The organism is uncultured Succinivibrio sp. (assembly GCF_902756765.1).
Classification (GTDB): Bacteria; Pseudomonadota; Gammaproteobacteria; order Enterobacterales; family Succinivibrionaceae; genus Succinivibrio.
Genome location: NZ_CACVSS010000166.1, coordinates 1 through 2,734, shown reverse-complemented (window position 1 = coordinate 2,734; position 2,734 = coordinate 1). Strand labels below are relative to the sequence as shown.

Sequence of the window (2,734 nt, the reverse complement as noted above, 5' to 3'; positions counted from 1 at the left end):
TAAATCATAGCTGTTGGAGGCCATGAGACTGTCGCTGTTATACAGATTGTTGTATCTGGAGCTGAGCATGGTTCCCTGCATATGACGCATCATCTCTCCGGTTACAGCGGTACTGTCCTTTAAGGCTGTCATAGAACCGTAGTCAAAGGCTCCTGGTCCTAACTGCTTTAGGGCTGACGTTACAGTCTTACCCTGCATGTCTGAGAAATCCAGACTTGTTATCAGCTCCTGCATATCTCCCTGAGCCTCAGAGGCTATGCCATACAAGGCACTGCCAACCTCGGCATCTGCTCCGCTCTCCGCATATTTTGAATAGGCATCACTGTCACGGTACATTTCAATTTCAGGATTAGTTCCGCTGTCATTCAAAAGCTTCATCTTCAGTGTTGGAGAGAAAGAGCCTACCAAACCTGCTTTTGTAAAACAGCCTAACAACGAATTTGATGAAACTACAGGAAACTCTGGAGAAATTCGAGCTTTATTACTATAGAAATCACGATTTGGTCTTAAAATCCAGTTTCCATCCAAAGATGCGTATGCAGTTTTTATCTTATCGCTTGTACTGTCCGCGTAGAAGCCGGTTTCAAGAGAACCGGATGTTTCAAAATAATTTTGGATTTCTGCACTGTATTTATCTGCCGTAGTTCCTTTGATGGCAAGATATCCGCTGTTGTTTAGATTATAGGCAGAGACGGTACCTTCTATGTTCAAAGTTCCGGCTTTATGGTTTACATTTAAACTCTTGTAGCCTGCAATTGAACCGTCCAGAGTCATGAAGAAAGAATCATCACCTGAACCTGTGGATGTTCCGTCTGCCTTTACTCCGTAACCGAAATTCAGAGCTGTATACAAATTTTGAGGTGCATTATTACTGATATATTCATTATTAGGATCCCACTCAGAGATAATGTCTCCTTTGATAGAAGCACCTTTTAGCACATTGATCTGGTTAACATAGGCATTCTTTGCAATGTAGATTGAAGCATAACTGCCTTCAAGGCTTCCGGAGAGTTCAAATGTACTTACCAGTGGGCCTTCTAGTTCCTTAATATCATCATATATTGCATTAGCCGGGTTAAGAGGATCGGTTACATCTTTTTTCACATCCTTAAGTGTATAGATATAGGATCCACGTCTTTCTAGATCATCTCCAAGCAGATTCATACCAAAATCAAAGGCAACTGCTTTTCCTCCTGTACCTTTTGCCACAACGGTACCCTGACTTATAATCGTATTGTTTCTTCCATAGGACATCAGAATTCCTGTACCGTGATCACCGTTTGCTGTAATTCTGGTCGAGGCTGGAATTATTATTTTATTTCCTGAACCGTCTGCTCTGATACCGGTACCGCCTCTTCCGTCAGCTAACAGCTCTGCTCCCTGGGTAATGGTATTGTTAGAACCATACAGATGAAAGCCTACACCTAAAGTTGCTGTATTAGGCTTTCCTGCAATATAGGCTGTACCCTCTCCATTTCTGGCATAGAAAGGTTTAGTGTTGGTGTAGATTTGTCCATCACGGTATTCAGAACTGCCATAAAAATTTCGTCTGTCAAAGTTATAGCCGATATCCTGGAATACAGCCATCTCCGCTTCCATCAGAGTTACGTAGTTACGCCAGTTCTGGTGACTCATCATGCTGTGGGCTAATTCAAAATGAGACAGTTCAAAAAGAAAATCATTATTCTCAGCCTCAAAACCGTTTATTGGAACACCAGGTAATTTCTCTGCTCCATTTAGAACTTCATTAACATTATCACCTTTAAAGTAAACGCCACTTTCATCTTCTTCACCGACAATAAATGATCCCTCTATCGGATTAGTGGATGATGAAAGCAGAGATAAATACTTAAGCTGAGTAGGAGTCTTGTTAAGATTCTCTTTACCCTTACCATCAACTATCTCCATGTAAGACCACAAGTGCTCTGCAAACGCAGAAAGCTCAACTACAATACCTGTTCTTTCTGGGGCAGAAAGCTCGTTATTATCATTAACATATCCATAATCATAAAGAGCATCAACAATATCAGAACTGCCTTCATCATCCTTCACTAATTCCCATCTAGCGTCTATTTCTTTAAGAGTATTAGTACCGGTTAAAATACCCATGGCATGTGTAAGTTCATGAAAGGTCAGCGTGATTAATTCCTGACCTACATTCAAGGTAGGTAGAGGATACAGATAAGGCATGAAATCAATTGAGTTTGACTGATTGATATCATATGCTGCAAGACTACTGCCGGCAATTCTTCCTGTGATAATACCATCCTGAAGTAAGGAGTAACCTTTGTTATCACTAACCCCTGAATAGGCTGAGGCGTTATTCTGTTTATTTGGGTCATATACCAGTTTGATTGAAATAGGCAGGTAGGTGGTATTACGACTTTTTTTTGCAAAAATTTCTCCCCAAATAGAGGAGGCATCAGCAATTGCATTCCGCTGAGCATCTGACAGGCTCCAAAGATTTCCTGCTTCATCATGTTGAGCATAGTCATTTACGAAATTTAGGGCAAACATAGGCTTACCGAAAATATCCACATACTTCACGGTTGCAGCCTGCGCCGAACAGCATATAGCTTCAAATACAGCAATCGCCAGAAGCGATTTCGTAAAAGACATTGAATCACCACCAAACCATACACGGGATCTTAAATACTATATGGGTAATTAGCTGATTAATTTAGAAAAGATATCGATCTAAAAAGATGAGGCTTCAAAGAAGCGGTTGTTCATT

Annotated in this window: 1 pseudogene; it reads right to left on the bottom strand. The window is 40.9% G+C overall.

Annotated elements, in window-relative coordinates:
* Positions 1-2,619, bottom strand: a pseudogene (locus QZU45_RS12000) (hypothetical protein); the annotation flags it as partial.
* Positions 2,620-2,734: the final 115 nt, after the last annotated feature.